This window comes from Streptomyces sp. NBC_01237, from assembly GCF_035917275.1.
Taxonomy (GTDB): Bacteria; Actinomycetota; Actinomycetes; order Streptomycetales; family Streptomycetaceae; genus Streptomyces.
On sequence record NZ_CP108508.1, the window covers coordinates 1,058,015 to 1,075,414 of the forward strand.

Here is a 17,400-nt window from a genome sequence, read left to right on the forward strand (position 1 = left end):
CGCGTTCCTCCTCGTGTCACCGATACTCCCGTCCACCCACGATATTCCCCCCACCTGCGCAAACATTGACTTTGATGTTCCATAGCACTGCCTTGGTGCGGATCTGCGGCGCTGCTCCGGCGCGAACCCGCGCACCCGCCCGGTGTGAGCTCGCGCCCCTGCCGGACGTGGACGCGTGTGACGGCTGTGACGTGCGGCGCCGGGGGGCGCACATCCCGTCCGGATGACACCTGGTGAACTCGGCCCGACCAGGGCAGACTGCCCAAGCAGGAGTCGGTACGAAGGGGGGCGAAGCCGCGATGACGGACGCCGAGTTCAGTGCGACAGGGGTCAGGATCGAGCGATGGGCCAGGTCGCTGACCAATGCGGGGCAGGTGGTCGTCAAGGACGGCCGGGTTGCCCTCCTGACGAGTTACGGGCGGGAGATCGACAGCGCCCCGGTGGGGGCGGTGAGCGCGGGCAAACCCTGGTTCGCGACCGCCGATTCGGCGACCGCGCGGGTGAACGGCGTGCGGTACCGGCTGACGATGGGGCAGCGCAGCCACAGACGGGACGGTGCGGCTCCGGTCCACCGTTTCCTGGAGGTGCTGCGCAACGCGGGCGGCCGGCGGGGCTGACGGCCGGACAGAGCGGACGGCCCGCGGGAGGCTGCGGCGCGGACGGCCCCGCGAGGGCCGTCCGGCGGCCGGGCGGAGTGGCCGGGCGGGCACCGCGAGTTGCGGAGCCGTAACCACTGGTCCACGCTGGACATACGTCACTGATGGTGCACCGGCGGTAACACTGCGATCCAGTCCGCCGGGCACCAGCAATCAGGACGGACCGAGCAACAAGCAGACCAGAAACAGCAGCCAGCCATCTGCTGGATCCGTTCCTTCGTCTTCTTCCGGACCTATTTCGGGGAGTCGCAGCCGTGATCAGCGAGCCAAGCAGGCACTGCACGGTGGAGCTCCAGGCCCTGCCGTCGCGGATCGGTCAGGTCCGCAGAATCATCTCGGCGCAACTGCGCTACTGGCATCTCGATCCTCTGATCGATCCGGCAGCACTGGGCGTCACCGAACTGCTGACCAATGTCCACCGGCATGCCCAGCCGGACAAGTCATGCACCGTCGAGATCGAGCTGCTGCTCGACCGGCTGACGGTCTCCGTCCACGACCACGACCCACGGCTGCCGACCGTGAACGAGGCGGATTCCTTCGCCACCTCGGGCCGGGGCCTCGCACTGATCGCCGCGGTCAGCGAGAGCTGGGGCGTGCGCCCGAGCGGCGTGTCCGGCAAGGCGGTCTGGTTCACCCTTCCGGCGCCCTGCGACACCACCACCCTGCCACCGCTCCCGGTGTACGGGTCGATGACCGACGGGCCGTTCGGTGCCGTGCGCACCGACCCCGTGGAGTCGGTCGCGAGCCCCGCCCGGTCGGCCGTCGTCGGCTGACCGGGCAGGGCGGGCTCACGTCCCGGAGGTGGTGAGCACCGCCGGATGGCTCACGCGCCCGCGCGGGGTCATGCCGCACGGCCGTGGGCACCGGGACCGAACTGCTCGTCCAGGACGGAGAGCCGGCGCCAGTACTCGTCCTCGTCGATCTCTCCGGCGGCGAACCGGCGGCCGAGCAGAGCGATCGGCGAGGGCTCGCCCGGAGCGCCGAGCGGGGTCCGGGCTACGGCGCCCTGCCAGGGTCCGCGCCGGGAGCGCCACACAGTGCGTCGCAGCAGGGTGACGACGCCGACGACGACGGCCGCCCAGAGGATCGGGAAGAGGAGGATCCAGGGCCCGGGTCCGCCGTCGTACGCCAAGGTGTTCATCTCGGTCAGCTCCCTCGGTTCACGGGTGGAGTCACGTTCTTCTGTCGCTTACGAGCCTCTCCCCGGCAGGGGGTCCGGCGCGTCGTGCGACCGGCGGCAGTGTGCGTACCCCCGTGGGAGTAGTCGGCGGTATCCCTGCCGCTCCCGGCCCGTGGCCGCCCGCCCGCCTACCCATCCCGCAATCTGTACCTACTGGTATGTACAGTAGGCTCATGAGCACTCCGGAACGTCTGATCGAAGCAACCCGGGAACTGCTGTGGGAGCGCGGCTATGTGGGCACCAGCCCGAAGGCCATCCAGCAGCAGGCCGGAGCGGGCCAGGGCAGCATGTACCACCACTTCACCGGCAAGCCCGACCTGGCACTCGCCGCCATCCTGCGTACGGCCGAGGAGATGCGCGGGACGGCGGGGCGGCTGCTGGACGGCCCCGGTTCCGCCCGGGAGCGGATCTCGGCCTATCTGCTGCGGGAGCGCGATGTGCTGCGCGGCTGCCCGGTGGGGCGTCTGACGATGGATCCGGAGGTCATCGCGAACGACGAGCTGCGCGCGCCGGTCGACGAGACCATCGGCTGGCTGCGCGGACGGCTCGCCGAGCTTGTCCAGGAGGGCCTGGACGAGGGCGAGTTCACTCCCGGGCTCGTTCCCGGACAGGTCGCGGCGACCATCGTCGCGACCGTACAGGGCGGCTATGTGCTGGCCCGCGCCTCGGGCTCGACCGCCGCCTTCGACACGGCCGTCGAGGGCCTCCTCGCCCTGCTGACGGCCCCCGCACCGAGCCCCACGACCGGCTGATCCCCCGCCTCCATACCCGTCCGCCCGCTCACCCGCCCCCACCCGACGGCGGGGCCCGAGGAGTGCGCCATGCACGTCATGCAGTACGAGATCACGCTGCCCGCCGACTACGACATGGAGATCATCCGTGAACGGGTCGCGACGAAGGGCCCTCTGCTGGACGCCTTTCCCGGCCTCGGCCTCAAGGCGTACCTGATCCGTGAACGCGGCAAGGGTTCGCCCGTGAACCAGTACGCCCCCTGCTATCTGTGGGCGGCCCCCGAAGGCATGAACTCCTTCCTCTGGGGGCCCGGATTCCAGGGCGTCGTCGATGACTTCGGGCGGCCGGAGGTGCAGCACTGGACGGGCCTGTCGTACGGGGAGGGTCCCTCGGCCGGCGCCCTCCCCCGTACCGCCGTCCGCCGCCGCGAGCGCATTCCCCCGGCGGTACGGCCCGCGGAGGCGGTCGAGGCCGCGCTGGAGGAGTCGGTGCGGCTGGCCGCCGCGCCGGGGGCCGTCGCCGCCGCGCTCGCGGTGGACCCGCGCCACTGGGAGCTGGTCTACTTCACGCTCTGGGAGCAGGCGAGCCCGGAAGCGGTCGGCGACCACTACGAGGTGCTGCATCTGTCGGCGCCGGAGCGCGAGCGGCTGGCCCGCGGGAGGCAGTGGTGACCGAGGCGGCGGAGACCGAGACCGAGGCGGCGGAGACCGTGGTGACGGAAGCAGTGGAGGCAGAGTCGGCGGTGGCGGTGGTCCGTACCGTCCTCGGTGATATTCCCGCCGGGGAGCTGGGGGTCTGCGACGCCCATGACCATCTCTTCCTGCGCAGCCCGCGCCTGGCGGGGCAGGAGCTGGACGACGTGGGCCGGGCGGGCGAGCGGCTGCGCGCGTTCCGCGGGCTCGGCGGGCGTTCGGTGGTGCAGTGGACGCCGTACGGGATGGGCAGACGGGCGGCGGATCTCGCGGCGCTGTCCCGTTCGACGGGCGCGCACGTGGTAGCGGCGACCGGGCTGCATCAAGCGGTGCACTACGACGAGGAGTTGCTCCGCCGCATCGGCCCCCGGCCCGCCGATCTCTTTGTCGCCGAGCTGACCGGGGGCATCGGCACGACCGGGGTGCGTGCCGGGCTGATCAAGGTGGCGGGGGCGTTCCACGGGGTCGACGCCCACGCGCGGCGCACGATGACCGCGGCGGCGGAGGCGCATCACCGGACCGGTGCGCCGATCGCCGTCCACCTGGAACTGGGCACCGGTGCGCTCGACGTGCTGGATCTGCTGTGCGGGGATTCGGGGGTCGATCCGCGTCGGGTGATCCTCGGCCACCTCGGCCGCTCCCCGGACGGAGTCGTGCAGCGCGAGGCCGCGGCGGCGGGGGCGTTCCTGGCGTTCGACGGTCCCTCGCGGGCGAACCATGCGACGGACTGGAGGCTGCCGGAGCAGCTCGCGGCGCTCGCGGACGCGGGTTTCGGCGGGCAGTTGCTGCTCGGCGGCGACACGACGGTGCCCGAGACACCCGGCATGCCCCATCTGCTGCGCAGGGTGCGGCCCCGGCTCGAACAGACCTTGGGCAAGGAGCTGTTGAACGCGGCGCTGATCGGCAACCCGGCGCGGGCCTTCTCCTTCACGCCGGTACGCGGTGGCTGAGCGCGCGGCGAAGTCGATGCTGGGCGGCCGGGCGACGGCACACGCCGGTGTGCGATCTCCGACCCCCCGCGCTCCGGCACGGGAACCGACCCTCGCGCTCCGGCTCAACAGCCGATGCGCCGCGCGCCGGAGCGTGCTGAGTCCCACGCCCTGAGCCGCCGGGCACCTCACGGGCCCGGACCGCCGGGCACCCTCTTCAGGAGAGGGCGCTCAGCGGGTCGTCGAGCACCGGCTGCCAGGCCAGTTCGGCGGCGCCCACCAGGCTGTTGTGGGCGAGGGTGCAGGGCAGGATCGGCACGCTGCCGCTGCGCCCCCACAGGCTGCGGTCGGCGACGACCGCCCGCAGCCGCTCCGGGTCGGCTTCGAGGAGGTCGCGGTGCAGCCCGCCGAGGATGATGCGGTCCGGGTTGAGGATGTTGACCAGACCGGCCAGACCGAGCCCCAGCCGGTCGATCAGCTCTTCGGCGGCGTTGCGTACGGCGGCGTCCTCGTACTCCGTACGCAGCAGATCACCGGCCTGCTTGAGCAGGGACTCCTCCGGCCCGGGGGCACGGCGGGCGGCGGTGAGGAAGGCCAGCGGATCCGTTTCCACATCGAGGCAGCCGCGCCCGCCGCAGTGGCAGGGGCGCCCCTCGGGGTTCACCGTGAGTTGTCCCACTTCCAGCGCGAGCCCCGAACTCCCGCTGTGCAGGCGGCCGTCGATCACCAGGGCGCCGCCGACGCCGCGGTGGCCGGTGGCGACACAGAGCAGATGCCGGGCGCCTCGTCCCGCGCCGTGGCGGTGTTCGGCGAGCGCGGTGAGGTTGACGTCGTTGGCGGTGAACGCGGGTGCGGTGATGCCCGCCTCGCGTACGCAGGAGGCGAAGATCTCGCGGACCGGGGCGCCCGCCGGCCAGGCGATGTGGAGCGGGTTGAGTGCCGTGCCCTCGGGCTCCGCAACGGCGGACGGTACGGCGAGCCCGGCGCCGACACAGCGCAGCCCGCTCTCGCGCAGCAGCCGGGCGCCCTCGGCGACGACCTCGCCGAGCACCTGGGCGGGGTCGGCCATCACGGCGACACAGCCGGGCGCGGTGGCGACGATCCGGCCGCCGAGGCCGACGAGCGCGGCACGGAAGCCGTCGGCGTGCACCTGGGCCGCGAGGGCGACCGGTCCGTTCTCGCGGACGGACAGCCGGTGCGAGGGGCGGCCCTGCGAGCCGGCCGCCGAACCGGGGCTGGAGTCGACCCGGATGAGCCCGAGCGCCTCCAGTTCCGCGGCGACCGCACCGGCGGTGGCCCGGGTGACGCCGAGCTCGGAGGTGAGTACGGCGCGGGTGGGCGCGCGTCCGGTGTGGACCAGTTCCAGCGCGGGGCCGAGCGCGCTGCGGCCCCTCTCCAACTTCGTCCGGGTGGTGGTCACCTTGCCGTTCATGGGGGCGAGTCTCCCATGATCCGGAGGTGCCGCCGACGCTTCGGAGCCGTGCGCCACCCGCTCCCGTGCCGTATGCCGCCGCGCCGTCGGCCACCTCCGGCCACCGTCTTGCGCCCTTCGTCCGCGCGCCCCTATGCTGAGTTTGTGCCGCAACTAAACAAACCGCGGACGGCCCTACCGGGGGGACTCGGCGGAGACACCGCCCCACCCTCGTCGGCCCGCCTCCGTACCGCGCTGACCGTGTTCTTCGCCCTCGATGGCTTCCTCTTCGCCGGCTGGGTGGTCCGTATCCCGGCCATCAAGCAGCAGACCGGTGCCACCGCCTCCACCCTGGGACTCGCCCTGCTGGGCGTCTCGGCGGGTGCGGTGATCACCATGATGCTCACCGGCCGGCTCTGCCGGCGCTACGGCAGCCATGCCGTCACCGTGGTCTGCGGAGTCCTCCTCTCCCTGAGCATCGCGCTTCCCGCGCAGACCCATTCGGCGACCGCCCTCGGCTTGGTGCTGCTGGTCTTCGGCGCCGCCTACGGCGGCATGAACGTGGCGATGAACAGCGCCGCGGTCGATCTGGTCGCCGCCCTGCGACGACCGGTGATGCCGAGCTTCCACGCCGCGTTCAGCCTCGGCGGAATGATCGGCGCCGGGCTCGGCGGACTGGTCGCGGGCGGGCTCTCCCCCGCCACGCATCTCTTCGCCCTCACCGGAGTCGGACTGATCGCCACCGCCGCGCTGGGGCCGACGCTGCTGCGCCACCCCTCGCGATCCGCGGCGCCCGCCGCCTCGCAGGCCCCGTCGGCCCCGAAGCGGCGGCTGGACGGACGGGCCCGCCGGGTGGTCCTCCTCTTCGGAGTGATCGCGCTGTGCACCGCGTACGGCGAGGGGGCACTCGCCGACTGGGGCGCCCTGCACCTCGAACAGGATCTCGACGCCCACCCCGGCCTGGCCGCCGCCGGATACTCCCTGTTCGCCCTCACCATGACCATCGGCAGGCTCACCGGCACCACCCTTCTCGAACGGTTCGGCCAGACCCGGACGCTCGTCCTGGGCGGCGCGACGGCCGCGGCCGGAATGCTGCTGGGCGCGCTGGCGCCGACCGTCTGGCTCGCGCTCGTCGGCTTCGCCGTCACGGGCCTGGGTCTCGCCAACATCTTCCCCGTCGCGGTGAGCCGGGCCGGGGAGCTGGCAGGGCCGAGCGGGGTCGCCGCCGCCTCGACGCTCGGCTACGGCGGAATGCTGCTGGGCCCGCCCGCGATCGGCTTCCTGGCCGACTGGTTCTCCCTGCCGGTCGCCCTGACGACGGTGGCCCTGCTGGCCATGGGAGCCGCCGTTCTGGGGTACGGCGCACGCAACGCCACACACACGTGAGCTACGCACACATGCGCGATTGAGTAGCCGTACTCAGGCGTTCCCGGCTCCCCCGGCGCACGCTGGAAGCCTCAACCACTCGATCGGGAGCCGGCTATGAAGAACCAGGTCATCAACCACCCGCAGCTGCGCGCACTGGTGCGTCTGACCTTCGGCAACGCCGCCTCGCTGTGCTATCTCGGCCTGGTGCTCGCGGCAACGGTCCTCGTCACGGTGGACACTCTCTTCGTCACCCACGAAGACGCCTCGTTCTCCGGGGTCTGGCTGTTCCTGCTGGCCGCCCCCACCGTGTTCGTCTTCTTCGTCGGGAGCTCCCTGGCGGGTGCGGACGCGGGCGGGCCGACCTGGTTCCTCTGCCTCGCCCTCGTGGTGTCGGTCCTGGTCCAGTCGCTGGCGCTCGGATGGTTCGCCCGTCTGGTACGCCGCGGCGGCCGGGCCAGGTCCGCACACCCGCAGAGCGCCTGAGCCCCCTGCCACAATCGGCACCATGGAGATCGTGGATTACCTCAAGTCCCTTTCCGTGGAAGGCCGTCTGCTCGCGACGGCGGCCGAACAGGCCGGTCCGGGCGCGTCGGTCCCGACCTGCCCCGGCTGGCAGGTGCGCCATCTCCTGCGGCACACCGGCATGGTGCACCGCTGGGCGGCGGCGTTCGTGACCGAGGGGCACAGGGAGTACCACCCGGACGGCGGTGAACCGGATCTCGACGGGGTCGAGCTGCTCGACTGGTTCCGCGCGGGCCACCACCATCTGGTGGAAGCCCTCGCGGCGGCCCCCGCCGATCTCGACTGCTGGGCCTTCCTGCCCGCGCCCTCGCCCCTCGCCTTCTGGGCGCGGCGCCAGCTGCACGAGACCGCGGTGCACCGAGCGGATGCCGAGTCGGCGCTCGGAGGAGCGCTCACCGAGGTGGGTACGGAGCAGGCGCTGGACGGCATCGACGAGCTGCTGAACGGGTTCCACGCCCGTCCCAGGAGCCGGGTGCGCACCGACCTCCCTCGCACCCTCCGTGTGCGGGCCGTGGGCGCGGACGCCGACGGGGGCGCCGACGCGGTGTGGACCGTACGCCTGTCGGCCGAACCGCCGAAGGCGACCCGTGAACAGGTGCGCGATGTGCCGCCTGCCGACTGCGAGTTGAGCGGGACGGCGGAGGGCGTCTATCTGGCCCTCTGGAACCGGCTGCCCCTCTCGGCCGTCACGCTGACCGGCGACCGTACGGTGGCGAGGCTGTGGACGGACAACTCCGCGGTCACCTGGAACTGACGTCGTGCCGCGCTTTTCCCGGAAGCGCGGCACACCACCGGCGGGGCTCCCTTGCCGCCACCGGACGCCCCTGTGAGAATCCGGGCATGGGGCGACGCACACAGGCGGACCGGGACGCGATCACCATCGAGATCGGCTACGCGCTGGTGAGCGCGGCCGTCGTGGCGGCGGTCACCTTCGCGGGGATCTGCGCGCCCGCCCTGCTCTTCGAACTCACGCACCACGGCGAACGCCTCCTCCTCGGCATCGGTGCCGGAGCCGCCGCTCTCGCTTTCCTCACCCGGACCGTCCATGTGCTGTGGCGGTTCCCCCGTACCGCGGAGGGCCGGCCCGTCCCGGCCGATCAGCCCAGCCAGCCGGGGCGTACGAGCCCCGACTCATAGGCCATGACGACCAGTTGAGCCCGGTCGCGGGCGCCCAGCTTGACCATGGTGCGGCTCACATGGGTCTTGGCGGTGAGCGGGCTGACCACCAGCCTGCGGGCGATCTCCTCGTTCGACAGCCCGATGCCGACCAGCGCCATCACCTCCCGCTCCCGGTCGGTGAGCCGGCCGAGAGCGGTCGCGGCCGTGGGTTCCTTGGACCGGGCGGCGAACTCCGCGATCAGCCGACGGGTCACTCCGGGCGAGAGCAACGCGTCCCCGTTCACCACCGCCCGTACCGCGCGCAGCAGTTCCTCCGGCTCGGTGTCCTTGACGAGGAAGCCGGAAGCCCCGGACCGGATCGCCTCGAAGACGTACTCGTCGAGTTCGAAGGTGGTGAGCATGACCACCTTCACCCCGTTCAGCGCGGGATCGTCGGTGATCCGCCGGGTCGCGGCCAGGCCGTCCAGCCGCGGCATCCGGATGTCCATCAGCACGGCGTCCGGGCGCAGCTCGCGCACCAGCCGCACGGCCTCCTCGCCGTCCGCCGCCTCTCCGGCCACCTCGATGTCCGGCTGGGCGTCCAGCAGCGCCCGGAAGCCGGCCCGGACCAGGAGCTGGTCGTCGGCGAGCAGTACGCGGATCACGGTGTCTCCTCCGGCTGAGCCGCTGGGTCCCCGGGCCCGGTCTCCGGGTGTCGCGGGGCGGCGGGCAACGGGAGTTCCGCCCGTACCCGGAAACCGCCGCCGGTCCGGGGGCCCGCCTCGATCGTGCCACCGAGCGCCGCCGCCCGCTCCCGCATGCCGACGAGCCCATTGCCGCTGCCGCCCGCGTCGCCGCCGGTCGCGGGGCCTTCGTCGTCGATACGGAGGCGGAGGCGCCCGGCACTGTAGCCGATCCGGACCAGTGCGGTACGGGAGCCCGAGTGCCGCACGACGTTGGTCAGAGCCTCCTGCACGATCCGGAAGGCGGCCAGATCGGTGCCGGGCGGGAGGGCGGTCTCCGCGCCCTCGGTCCCGACGGTGACGGTCAGGCCGGCGCCCGCCGCCTGGTCGACGAGTTCGGGCAGCCGGTCGAGGCCGGGGGCCGGGGCGCGAGGGGCGTCGCCCGGCGTACGGAGGTTGGCGAGGACCTGCCGTACCTCGCCGAGCGCTTCCTTGCTGGCTCCCTTGATGGTGATGAGGGCCGAGCGGGCCTGCTCGGGATCGGAGTCGAGCAGGGCGAGCCCGACCCCGGCCTGGACGTTGATGACGGAGATGCTGTGGGCGAGGACGTCATGCAGCTCGCGGGCCATCCGCAGCCGCTCCTCGTCCGCCCGCCGCTGCTCCGCGGCCGCCCGTTCCGCCCTGGCCGCCGCCCATTGTTCGCGGCGTACCCGCAGCAGTTCGGCGGCGGCGACGATGGCCACCACCCATGCGGTGATGAACGCCTCCTGCCCCCAGGGCGCGGCACCGTCCCCGGCGGGCGGCAGCCACCGGTAGAGCCAGTGGCCCACCAGCACATGCCCGGCCCACAGCCCGCCGAGCGACCACCAGGCGGCCTTCCGGTGCCCGGAGACGATGGCGCTGAAGCACCCCACGGCGACGGCGATGAAGACCGGGCCGTACGGGTAGCCCGCGGCGAGATAGAGGAGCGCGGCGGCGGAGGCCGTGGTCACCGCCACCACGGGATGCCGGTGGCGCACCAGCAGCACCGCGACCGCGACGAACAGCAGCAGCCGCGCGAGGACGTCCACCGGCTGCCTGTCCTGGCCGTGCGCGGCGAAGCCCGTGCCGACCATGACGAACACCAGCAGCGCGATGGTCGAGGGCCACGGAAGCCCGGCTCCGGACCGTGCCCCCGGACCGGACAGCCGGTGCGGAGGTTCCCCGCGCCCCCAGGGGCCGCGGGGGCCACCACGCGTGTGTGATCGCTGCTGCTCTTCCATGGCGGCAACGCTAGACGGGCCACCGCCGCGCGGGCGTCAGCCGGGCGTGGTGATCACACGTACTCCCCGGGGAGTACACCGTGAGGGCGGCGGGCGGTGGCGGGACGGGCGATGCCCGGGGTTCCGGCGGACGGCTCCCGGTCGGGCTCGCTCTCCGGCTCCCCCGCAGGTGCCCTACCGGGTTCCGGCCCGGCTTCCGGTCAGTCCCACCGAGCGGGCGAGTTCACCGACCGCGTGCCGGAAGAGCACGTCCCGCGCCTCGACGACCCGGTTGAACTGACCGAAGAGTTCGAACGAGATCAGGCCGAAGAGCTGCGCCCAGGCGGCGACGAGCGCGGCCACGACCGCGGGCGGGAGATCCGCGGCGAGGTCGGCCGCCATCCGCTCCGCCTCGGGGCGGAGTTCGCCGTCGAGGGGCGGCACGGCCAGGCCGTCGGCGCGGTACGCCTCGCGGAGAAGACCGATGAACACCACCCCGACGCGGGAGGCGGGGCCGACCGTGTCCTGCGGAGCGATGTAGCCGGGGACGGGCGAGCCGTAGATCAGTGCGTACTCATGAGGGTGTGCCAGGGCCCAGTCGCGTACGGCGCAGGCGACCGCGGTCCAGCGCGCGAGGTACGGGCCGGACGGTGAGGCGGCGGCGCGGCGCGCGCCACCACCGGAACCGGCACCGTCCTGGGCCTCGGCAGCGGGAGCGGCTCCCGCGGCACGGGCGGACTCCGCCGCCTCGCCGACCGCGTCGTAGGCGTCGACGATAAGAGCTGTGAGGAGGTCGTCGCGGCTGGGGAAGTAGCGGTAGAGCGCGGAGGAGACCATGCCCAGCTCGCGGGCGACGGCGCGGAGGGAGAGCTTGGCGGCGCCCTCGGCCGCGAGCTGCTTCCGGGCCTCGTCCTTGATGGCGGCGGTCACTTCGATACGGGCGCGTTCCCGGGCCCCTCGGATAGTGCTCATGGCCTCAGTCTGCCACGGCGGCGGATCACTGAACACTAACGAGAGCAGCGCTCTTGCTTTTGAGCACTGAACGCGTGCACACTGATCTCAAGCGAGAGCACTGCTCTCCCAACAGCGGGAGTCACCATGTCGCAGCCGTACTACCTTCAGGGCAGCCCGTTCACCATCCGGCTGAACAGCGCGATCGGCTGGCTCGCCCGGCACGGAGTGAGCTTTCTCGGGTCGGCCGAGATGTCGGTGCGCGGGCGCAAGAGCGGGCAGATGCAGCGCATCCCCGTGAACCCGCACACCTACGAGGGCACGCAGTACCTGGTATCGGCCCGCGGCCACTCCCAGTGGGTGCGCAACATGCGGGTCGCCGGCGGCGGCGAGCTGCGGGTGGGCCGGAAGGTCCGCGCGTTCACGGCCGTGGAGATCGCGGACGACGAGCAGAAGACGCGCATCCTCCGCACCTACCTGGAGCGCTGGGGCTGGGAGGTCAACAGCTACTTCAAGGGCATCACGGCGAAGTCCACGGACGCCGAGCTCCTCGCCGCGTGCCCGGACCACCCCGTCTTCCGGATCACCGTCGAGAAGTGACCGCCCGCACAGCCGACCGGCCGGCGCGCCCGCCCCAAAGACCGCGATCCGGCCGAACCGCGCAGAAGCACGGGGGCGCAGGAACACGCCGAACCGCAGCTAACACGCGGACCCGCAACCCGCGGAACAGCCCTAGCGGTCCATCGCGCTCATCGCCCGCTGCGCCAGCGGGTGCGTGCGGACGAGCTCGGCCAGCGACGTGGTCCCGCGGGTGATCCCTGCGAATGCCTTCCAGGCCGGGCGGAAACTGGTCAGCACCGCGTGCAGCAGCCCCGGGCGGCGCTCGAACAGCTTGAGCATGCGCCGTCCGACGCCCATCTCCACACCCAGCCCGGCCTTGATGGCGAACGCGTAGTTGAGGGCCTGCCTGCGGGCGTCCACCGCGTCGTGCGACTCGGCGATCCGGACCGCCCACTCACCGGCGAGACGCCCCGACCGCAGCGCGAAGGAAATGCCCTCCCGCGTCCACGGCTCCAGCAGCCCCGCCGCGTCGCCGCACACCACGACCCGGCCGCGCGACAACGGTGAGTCATCGCTCCGGCAGCGGGTCAGATGGCCGGAGGAGACCGCGGGCTCGAACCCGGCGAGGCCGAGCCGGGCGATGAAGTCCTCCAGATACCGCTTGGTGCCCGCACCGTCACCACGCGCCGAGATCACCCCGACGGTCAGGGTGTCCCCCTTGGGGAACACCCAGCCGTAACTCCCGGGCATCGGGCCCCAGTCGATGAGCACCCGCCCCGCCCAGTCCTCCGCCACCGTCGCCGGCACGGGGATCTCGGCCTCCAGACCGAGGTCCACCTGGTCGAGCTTCACTCCGACATGAGCGCCTATCCGGCCCGCACTGCCGTCGGCGCCGACGACGGCGCGGGCGAGCACCGTCTCGCCCCCGGACAGCACCACGGCGACCGTGCGCCGGTCGGGTACGGCGGGCCCGTGCTGCTCCACCCGCACCACCGCGGCTCCGGTGCGCAGTTCGGCTCCGGCCTTCTGCGCCTCCTCCACCAGACCCGAGTCGAACTCGGCGCGGTTGATGAGTCCGAAGAGCATCCGCTTGGACCGGCGCGTACGCGACAGCTTCCCGTTGAGCGAGAAGGTCACCGCGTGGATGCGGTCCTTCAGGGGCAGTTCGAAGCCGGGGGGCAGCGAATCACGGGAGAACCCGATGATGCCGCCGCCGCATGTCTTGTAGCGGGGCAGTTCCGCTTTCTCCAGCAGCAGCACCCGCCGGCCCGCCACGGCTGCCGCGTACGCCGCCGATGCTCCGGCCGGTCCGGCGCCGACCACGACGACGTCCCAAACGGACGACTCTTCCGACTCACGTCCGGCGTCTGCGTTCTCGCTGCTCACGATGTGCTTCTGCTCCCGATCCGACCAGTGGCCCCAAGCTGCTCACGGCATCCTACGGCGCGATTCGGCCAAGCCCCGCTGTGGGAGGATCGGCCATGATTTCGTCGTACTGACAACGCCGGACAAAAGGCGTCGCCCACGGCCGCGTACACAACGCGCCGTACACATAACGTCGCACCCACGAGGAGCGTGCCCATGACCGCCCGTCCGATTTCCGAGACCGTCGCCTCGCTGATGCCGCGCGCCAGGACGGAGCTGGCCGAGCTGGTGGCCTTCCAGTCGGTGGCGGACCCCGCCCAGTTCCCGAAGAGCGAGTGCGAGGCGGCGGCCGGATGGGTCGCCGACGCACTGCGCGCCGAGGGCTTCCAGGACGTGGCCCTGCTCGACACTCCCGACGGCACCCAGTCCGTCTACGGCTTCCTGCCCGGCCCGGCCGACGCGCCCACCGTACTGCTCTACGCGCACTACGACGTGCAGCCCCCGCTGGACGAGTCCGCCTGGCTGTCCCCGCCGTTCGAGCTGACGGAGCGCGACGGCCGCTGGTTCGGCCGCGGCGCGGCCGACTGCAAGGGCGGATTCATCATGCATCTGCTCGCGCTGCGCGCGCTGAAGGCGAACGGCGGCGTCCCGGTCTCCGTGAAGGTGATCGCCGAGGGTTCGGAGGAGCAGGGCACCGGCGGTCTGGAGCGGTACGCGGAGGCGCACCCCGAGCTGCTGGCCGCCGACACGATCGTCATCGGCGACACCGGAAACTTCCGGGTCGGCCTGCCGACCGTCACCGCGACGCTGCGCGGGATGACGATGCTGCGGGTGAAGCTCGACACGCTCGAAGGGAACCTGCACTCGGGGCAGTTCGGCGGCGCGGCCCCGGACGCGCTGGCCGCGATGATCCAGCTGCTGGCCTCGCTGCGCGCCGAGGACGGCACGACGACGGTCGACGGTCTCACCGCGGACGCGGAGTGGGACGGTCTGCAGTACCCGGAGGCGGAGTTCCGCAAGGACGCGAAGGTCCTGGACGGGGTGGAGCTGATCGGCGCGGGGACGGTCGCGGACCGGATCTGGGCCCGGCCCGCCGTCACCGTCATCGGGATCGACTGCCCGCCGGTGGTCGGTGCGACGCCGTCCCTGCAGGCGAGCGCGCGGGCCCAGGTCAGCCTGCGGGTGCCGCCGGGCCAGGACGCCGTCAAGGCGACCGAGCTGCTGACCGCCCACCTGGAGTCGCACGCCCCGTGGGGGGCGCGGGTGACGGTGGAGCAGGTGGGCCAGGGTCAGCCGTTCCGTGCGGACACCACGAGCCCGGCGTACACGTCGATGGCGGACGCCATGCGGGTCGCGTACCCGGGCGAGGAGATGCAGTCCTCCGGCATGGGCGGCTCGATCCCCCTGTGCAACACACTCGCGAACCTGTACCCGGAGGCGGAGATCCTGCTGATCGGTCTCAGTGAGCCCGAGGCCCAGATCCACGCGGTGAACGAGAGCGTGTCGCCCGAGGAACTGGAGCGGCTCTCGGTGGCCGAGGCGCTGTTCCTGCGGAACTACGCGGAGTCCAAGAAGGGTTAGTCCGCCGCGTCGGATCGCGCCCGGTCCGACGGTGGGCTTTCGCCCCCGGCCCTGCCCCGTCGCCCGGTGATCCGGGCAGGAGCCGGGGCGGGGGCGGGCCCCGGTCCGTCATCCCACCGGCACCCCGGCCTCCAGATTGAGCACGGTCGACCGTTCGCGCGCCCGCAGCGCCCAGCGCAGCCGCTCGTAGCGGGTGGGCGGCAGCATCGCCGCCGCCTCCGCCTCGGTGACGAACCGCCAGCCGCGCAGCTCCGAGCCGGGCAGCAGCAGGTTCGCGGCGTCCTCGCTGCGCAGCAGCCCGCCGTCGAAGAGGAAGCGCAGCCCGCCGTAGCCGGGCGGTTTCGGCGACTCCCAGTCGACCAGCAGGAGTTTCGGTACCCGGTCGAGCCTGAGCCCTATCTCCTCGGCGACCTCACGCATCCCGGCCCGCGCCGGAGCCTCCCCCGCCTCCACCACTCCGCCGGGGAACTCCCAGCCCGGCTTGTACGTGGGGTCGACGAGCAGGACGCGGTCCTGTTCGTCGAAGAGCAGCACCCCGGAGGCGACCGTCTCCGCGGTCGGTTCGGGAGTCTGGACTATCTCGCACGCCTCGGCCTGCCCGTTGCGCACCGCCTCCGCGATCCGCTGTGCCGTCTCGTGCGGAGTGAGGGTGCTGGTGTCGATGGTGTGGGCGTCCGCCGTGATCCAGTCGAGGGCCGCCAGATAGGGGTCGATGTGCTCGTAGGCCCACCGTCGGATCCGCTCGCTGTGTTCGGGGTCGTCCGGGAATTCCGTCCGCCCCGCGATCCGGCCACGAAGGATCGTTTCCTCAGGTGAGAGCAGTACATGGCGCACGGGAATGCGCCGGGAGGCGAGCCCGCCGAAGATCTCGTCGCGGTATTCCTGGCGCAGGAGCGTCATCGGTACCACGAGCACTCCCGGCACCTCGGCGAGCAGCGCGGCCGCCGTGTCCACCACCAGTCGCCGCCAGATCGGCAGGTCCTGGAAGTCGGTCACCTCGGCGAGCTTCTTCTGGGGCAGCAGGGCGCGCAGCCCGCCGCCGGTCAGCTCGGGGTCGTACAGCGTGCTGTTCGGGATCAGATCGATCAGTTCGCACGCGGCGCTCGTCTTGCCCGCACTGAACGCACCGTTCACCCAGACGATCACGGTTCCCCCTCTTCCGTAGCCCCCTGTGGCTTGCCCGCAACACCCTGCCGCGGAAACCCCGATGTGGCGATGCTGTTGCCGGGAAGTGGCGGCCGGGTGCCCGTCGGCGGGCAGCCCACTGTACGAGGCCCCGCGTGGCGGAGCCGTGACGGCGGGCGGCCGGGGGTCGTCGCGGCCGACACGATCCGTCCAGGGGGTGTCCGGCCTGACGATCCGGGCACCCCCCGGAAGTTCAGAGGGCCTGTGGCCGGCGCACGGCCGTGGCGGCGGCGGCCGCCGCTCCCACCAGCCCCGCGTCGGTGCCCATCACCGCAGGCGCCACGGTGAGGCGGCGTACGAACGAGAGCGTGGCGTAGTCGCGCAGGGACCGGCGCAGCGGCGCGAAGAGCACCTCGCCCGCACCGGCCACTCCCCCGCCGATCACCGCGATGTCGATCTCGACGAGCGTCGCGGTCGCGGCGATTCCCGCGGCCAGCGCCTGGGCGGCGCGCTCGTACGAGGCGACGGCGACCGGGTCCCCGGCGCGCGCGGCGGCGGCCACGGCGGCGGCCGTGGCATCGCCGTCCGGGCCGGGGAGCCAGCCGCCGTCGAGGGCCCGTCGGGCGATGTTCGGCCCACTGGCTATGCGCTCGACGCACCCGCGTGAGCCGCACGGGCACGGATCGCCGTCCAGCTCCACACAGAGGTGGCCGATGTGCCCGGCGTTGCCCGTGGGACCGGGGTGCAGCCTGCCGCCGAGAACCAGGCCACCGCCGACGCCCGTCGAGACCACGAGGCAGAGCGCGTTGTCATAGCCGCGGGCCGCACCGAGCCAGTGCTCGGCCGCCGTCATCGCCACACCGTCGCCGACCAGCGCCACGGGCAACCCACCGGTCGCCTTGCGCACCCGCTCCACCAGCGGAAAGTCGCGCCAGGCCGGGACGTTGACCGGGCTCACCGTGCCGGCCGACGCATCCACGGGGCCCGCGCTGCCGATGCCCACGGAGCCCGCCCCGCCCCACAGCGGTGACTCCATCAGCTCGTTCAGTACGTCGCCGACGGCCTCCATGACCGTTTCGGCGTCCCGCAGAGCGGGCGTCGGCCGCTGCGCCCGCGCGAGCAGGGTTCCTCCGCCGTCCACCAACGCACCGGCGATCTTGGTGCCTCCGATGTCGAGCGCGGCGACGAGGTCGGTATGCATCGGTGTGGGCTCTCCGGGTGAGTGAGGGGGCGGGACCTGCGAGTTCAGTCGATGGTCTGCACAGTCTCCATTCTTCTGACAACGTTGTCCAGGGCCTATGCTCG

19 protein-coding genes are annotated in these 17,400 nt (G+C 72.6%); 11 read left to right on the forward strand and 8 right to left on the reverse strand.

What is annotated here, in order from left to right; translation table 11 throughout:
* Nucleotides 1-299: 299 nt before the first annotated feature.
* Nucleotides 300-617, forward strand: coding sequence for a hypothetical protein (locus tag OG251_RS04710; protein WP_326675864.1), 318 nt, complete (start codon nucleotides 300-302; stop codon nucleotides 615-617).
* A 293-nt stretch (nucleotides 618-910) separates the two neighbouring features.
* A complete protein-coding gene (locus OG251_RS04715; RefSeq protein WP_326675866.1) occupies nucleotides 911-1,429 on the forward strand; it encodes an ATP-binding protein in 519 nt (172 codons plus the stop codon).
* Between the two features lie 68 nt (nucleotides 1,430-1,497).
* Here OG251_RS04715 and OG251_RS04720 read toward each other — a convergent pair whose 3' ends face one another.
* Nucleotides 1,498-1,797, reverse strand: a complete 300-nt coding sequence (locus OG251_RS04720) for an SHOCT domain-containing protein (RefSeq protein WP_326675868.1) — start codon at nucleotides 1,795-1,797, stop codon at nucleotides 1,498-1,500.
* Nucleotides 1,798-1,994: 197 nt separating this feature from the next.
* Between OG251_RS04720 and OG251_RS04725 the strand changes: the two genes are divergently transcribed.
* The 3 genes from OG251_RS04725 to OG251_RS04735 all read left to right on the forward strand — a co-directional run bounded on the left by OG251_RS04725 (nucleotide 1,995) and on the right by OG251_RS04735 (nucleotide 4,210).
* The gene (locus OG251_RS04725) at nucleotides 1,995-2,588 is read left to right on the forward strand and encodes a TetR/AcrR family transcriptional regulator (protein ID WP_326675869.1); all 594 of its coding nucleotides are present in this window, start codon (nucleotides 1,995-1,997) and stop codon (nucleotides 2,586-2,588) included.
* Nucleotides 2,589-2,657: 69 nt separating this feature from the next.
* Nucleotides 2,658-3,239 carry a DUF4865 family protein gene (locus tag OG251_RS04730; RefSeq protein WP_326675870.1) on the forward strand — a complete coding sequence of 194 codons (582 nt, stop codon included), beginning with the start codon at nucleotides 2,658-2,660 and terminating at the stop codon, nucleotides 3,237-3,239.
* 71 nt (nucleotides 3,240-3,310) lie between these two features.
* Complete coding sequence (locus OG251_RS04735; RefSeq protein ID WP_326681155.1) at nucleotides 3,311-4,210, forward strand: phosphotriesterase family protein; 900 nt, start codon at nucleotides 3,311-3,313, stop codon at nucleotides 4,208-4,210.
* A gap of 196 nt (nucleotides 4,211-4,406) precedes the next feature.
* On the opposite strand, the gene OG251_RS04740 is transcribed toward OG251_RS04735, so the two are convergent.
* Complete coding sequence (locus OG251_RS04740; RefSeq protein WP_326675872.1) at nucleotides 4,407-5,621, reverse strand: ROK family protein; 1,215 nt, start codon at nucleotides 5,619-5,621, stop codon at nucleotides 4,407-4,409.
* A 240-nt stretch (nucleotides 5,622-5,861) separates the two neighbouring features.
* Here OG251_RS04740 and OG251_RS04745 point away from each other — a divergent pair, with 240 nt between their 5' ends.
* From OG251_RS04745 to OG251_RS04760, 4 genes are all read left to right on the forward strand, one after another.
* Nucleotides 5,862-6,986 (forward strand): MFS transporter, encoded by a 1,125-nt coding sequence (locus OG251_RS04745; protein ID WP_326675874.1) that lies wholly within the window; start codon nucleotides 5,862-5,864, stop codon nucleotides 6,984-6,986.
* Between the two features lie 96 nt (nucleotides 6,987-7,082).
* Complete coding sequence (locus OG251_RS04750; protein ID WP_326675876.1) at nucleotides 7,083-7,451, forward strand: SCO4225 family membrane protein; 369 nt, start codon at nucleotides 7,083-7,085, stop codon at nucleotides 7,449-7,451.
* Nucleotides 7,452-7,473: 22 nt separating this feature from the next.
* Nucleotides 7,474-8,244: a maleylpyruvate isomerase family mycothiol-dependent enzyme gene (locus OG251_RS04755; protein ID WP_326675877.1), complete on the forward strand. Its 771-nt coding sequence runs from the start codon at nucleotides 7,474-7,476 to the stop codon at nucleotides 8,242-8,244.
* A gap of 86 nt (nucleotides 8,245-8,330) precedes the next feature.
* Nucleotides 8,331-8,627 (forward strand): DUF6332 family protein, encoded by a 297-nt coding sequence (locus OG251_RS04760; RefSeq protein WP_326675878.1) that lies wholly within the window; start codon nucleotides 8,331-8,333, stop codon nucleotides 8,625-8,627.
* Here the strand turns inward: OG251_RS04760 and OG251_RS04765 are convergent.
* The 3 genes from OG251_RS04765 to OG251_RS04775 all read right to left on the reverse strand — a co-directional run bounded on the left by OG251_RS04765 (nucleotide 8,588) and on the right by OG251_RS04775 (nucleotide 11,484).
* Nucleotides 8,588-9,253 carry a response regulator transcription factor gene (locus OG251_RS04765; RefSeq protein WP_326675879.1) on the reverse strand — a complete coding sequence of 222 codons (666 nt, stop codon included), beginning with the start codon at nucleotides 9,251-9,253 and terminating at the stop codon, nucleotides 8,588-8,590. The genes OG251_RS04760 and OG251_RS04765 overlap by 40 nt on opposite strands.
* On the reverse strand, nucleotides 9,250-10,533 hold the full coding sequence (locus OG251_RS04770; RefSeq protein ID WP_326675880.1) for a sensor histidine kinase: 1,284 nt from the start codon (nucleotides 10,531-10,533) through the stop codon (nucleotides 9,250-9,252). The genes OG251_RS04765 and OG251_RS04770 overlap by 4 nt, the downstream gene beginning before the upstream one ends.
* A gap of 174 nt (nucleotides 10,534-10,707) precedes the next feature.
* Nucleotides 10,708-11,484 (reverse strand): TetR/AcrR family transcriptional regulator, encoded by a 777-nt coding sequence (locus OG251_RS04775; protein ID WP_326675882.1) that lies wholly within the window; start codon nucleotides 11,482-11,484, stop codon nucleotides 10,708-10,710.
* Between the two features lie 126 nt (nucleotides 11,485-11,610).
* Between OG251_RS04775 and OG251_RS04780 the strand changes: the two genes are divergently transcribed.
* Complete coding sequence (locus OG251_RS04780; RefSeq protein WP_326675883.1) at nucleotides 11,611-12,063, forward strand: nitroreductase/quinone reductase family protein; 453 nt, start codon at nucleotides 11,611-11,613, stop codon at nucleotides 12,061-12,063.
* A gap of 132 nt (nucleotides 12,064-12,195) precedes the next feature.
* Here the strand turns inward: OG251_RS04780 and OG251_RS04785 are convergent, their stop codons facing one another.
* Entirely contained in the window at nucleotides 12,196-13,410 is a 1,215-nt protein-coding gene (locus OG251_RS04785) for a geranylgeranyl reductase family protein (RefSeq protein ID WP_326675884.1), read from the reverse strand.
* Between the two features lie 195 nt (nucleotides 13,411-13,605).
* On the opposite strand from OG251_RS04785, the gene OG251_RS04790 reads away from it, so the two are divergent.
* Nucleotides 13,606-14,970 carry a dipeptidase gene (locus OG251_RS04790; protein WP_326675886.1) on the forward strand — a complete coding sequence of 455 codons (1,365 nt, stop codon included), beginning with the start codon at nucleotides 13,606-13,608 and terminating at the stop codon, nucleotides 14,968-14,970.
* 108 nt (nucleotides 14,971-15,078) lie between these two features.
* Here the strand turns inward: OG251_RS04790 and OG251_RS04795 are convergent, their stop codons facing one another.
* Nucleotides 15,079-16,116 (reverse strand): NUDIX hydrolase, encoded by a 1,038-nt coding sequence (locus OG251_RS04795; protein WP_326675888.1) that lies wholly within the window; start codon nucleotides 16,114-16,116, stop codon nucleotides 15,079-15,081.
* A 232-nt stretch (nucleotides 16,117-16,348) separates the two neighbouring features.
* A complete protein-coding gene (locus tag OG251_RS04800; protein ID WP_326675889.1) occupies nucleotides 16,349-17,296 on the reverse strand; it encodes an ROK family protein in 948 nt (315 codons plus the stop codon).
* Nucleotides 17,297-17,400: the final 104 nt, after the last annotated feature.

Excerpts from the sequence above, each read along its gene's own strand:
- OG251_RS04720 (WP_326675868.1), bottom strand. The coding sequence starts at position 1,797 with ATGAACACCTTGGCGTACGACGGCGGACCCGGGCCCTGGATCCTCCTC.
- OG251_RS04780 (WP_326675883.1), top strand. The coding sequence starts at position 11,611 with ATGTCGCAGCCGTACTACCTTCAGGGCAGCCCGTTCACCATCCGGCTG.
- OG251_RS04740 (WP_326675872.1), bottom strand. The coding sequence starts at position 5,621 with ATGAACGGCAAGGTGACCACCACCCGGACGAAGTTGGAGAGGGGCCGC.
- OG251_RS04770 (WP_326675880.1), bottom strand. The coding sequence starts at position 10,533 with ATGGAAGAGCAGCAGCGATCACACACGCGTGGTGGCCCCCGCGGCCCC.
- OG251_RS04750 (WP_326675876.1), top strand. The coding sequence starts at position 7,083 with ATGAAGAACCAGGTCATCAACCACCCGCAGCTGCGCGCACTGGTGCGT.
- OG251_RS04790 (WP_326675886.1), top strand. The coding sequence starts at position 13,606 with ATGACCGCCCGTCCGATTTCCGAGACCGTCGCCTCGCTGATGCCGCGC.
- OG251_RS04725 (WP_326675869.1), top strand. The coding sequence starts at position 1,995 with ATGTACAGTAGGCTCATGAGCACTCCGGAACGTCTGATCGAAGCAACC.
- OG251_RS04760 (WP_326675878.1), top strand. The coding sequence starts at position 8,331 with ATGGGGCGACGCACACAGGCGGACCGGGACGCGATCACCATCGAGATC.
- OG251_RS04755 (WP_326675877.1), top strand. The coding sequence starts at position 7,474 with ATGGAGATCGTGGATTACCTCAAGTCCCTTTCCGTGGAAGGCCGTCTG.
- OG251_RS04730 (WP_326675870.1), top strand. The coding sequence starts at position 2,658 with ATGCACGTCATGCAGTACGAGATCACGCTGCCCGCCGACTACGACATG.
- OG251_RS04710 (WP_326675864.1), top strand. The coding sequence starts at position 300 with ATGACGGACGCCGAGTTCAGTGCGACAGGGGTCAGGATCGAGCGATGG.
- OG251_RS04775 (WP_326675882.1), bottom strand. The coding sequence starts at position 11,484 with ATGAGCACTATCCGAGGGGCCCGGGAACGCGCCCGTATCGAAGTGACC.
- OG251_RS04800 (WP_326675889.1), bottom strand. The coding sequence starts at position 17,296 with ATGCATACCGACCTCGTCGCCGCGCTCGACATCGGAGGCACCAAGATC.